The organism is Pseudoalteromonas shioyasakiensis, from assembly GCF_022398475.1.
In the GTDB taxonomy this organism is placed as follows: domain Bacteria; phylum Pseudomonadota; class Gammaproteobacteria; order Enterobacterales; family Alteromonadaceae; genus Pseudoalteromonas.
Genome location: NZ_JAKEVM010000300.1, coordinates 1 through 775, shown reverse-complemented (window position 1 = coordinate 775; position 775 = coordinate 1). Strand labels below are relative to the sequence as shown.

Genomic DNA, 775 nt, shown 5'->3' with positions numbered 1-775 from the left:
ATTCATATGCAAATAATAGTTTTTACCAAAGCAAAGTTAACAAGGTAATATTACATGATTTTGGTGTTGTATTGATTGAGCTTGAAGGTGTGGTACAGACAGAAGAAGCGTGTTCTAATAAAAGCGCTCTTGTATTACAAAGAACTAACCAACACTTTTCTGAGATGTTCGCAAGTTTATTAGCTGCGTACCATGCTGACACAAAAATATCTGGCTGGGTTAATGGTTGTGATGAAAAGCATAATAAACCAATACTCACTCGTCTAGATTTGATGCCAAAATAGTTTTAATTCTTTACTGTGAATTTAGGGATAAATACCATGAAAGGACTACTCTTCAGCTTGTTACTACTCTTTTCAAGTCAAGTTTTTGCTGACTATATTAATGTTACCGGTAATATCAAACTCATCAATAATTGGGAGGGGCATAATGGTCATCTAATTAAGCTATCTGATATGAGCCTTACAAATGGTTTGTGTGAAAGAAATGATCATTACATCCTACATAAAAACCATATGTTTTTGAAAGAGAATTTCTCTATGCTTCTAACGGCAAGAATTTCAGGAATGCCTGTTACGATTCGATTCTCTGACTCTGCTTCAAATAAGTGTGAGGATAAATTTCCAAGAATTTTCCATATTCAACTTTAAGAGCTTTAATCATTGAAATTGAAGGAATCTAATGCCAGAAGTCTCTTAGATTTAGTGCTTAAGTAAATAATCACGAATAGAGTACTGCATATCTCAAAGTGTTGACTCATAATAAGGATTTAAAA

Annotated in this window: 2 protein-coding genes; both read left to right on the top strand. The window is 33.0% G+C overall.

Features of this window, described 5'->3' with window-relative positions; all coding sequences use genetic code 11:
• Positions 1–284 (top strand): hypothetical protein (locus tag L1D51_RS21605; RefSeq protein WP_239964850.1); only part of this gene is annotated, 284 nt, incomplete at its 5' end.
• Between the two features lie 36 nt (positions 285–320).
• Positions 321–650, top strand: a complete 330-nt coding sequence (locus L1D51_RS21600; RefSeq protein ID WP_239964849.1) for a hypothetical protein — start codon at positions 321–323, stop codon at positions 648–650.
• Positions 651–775 lie beyond the last annotated feature (125 nt).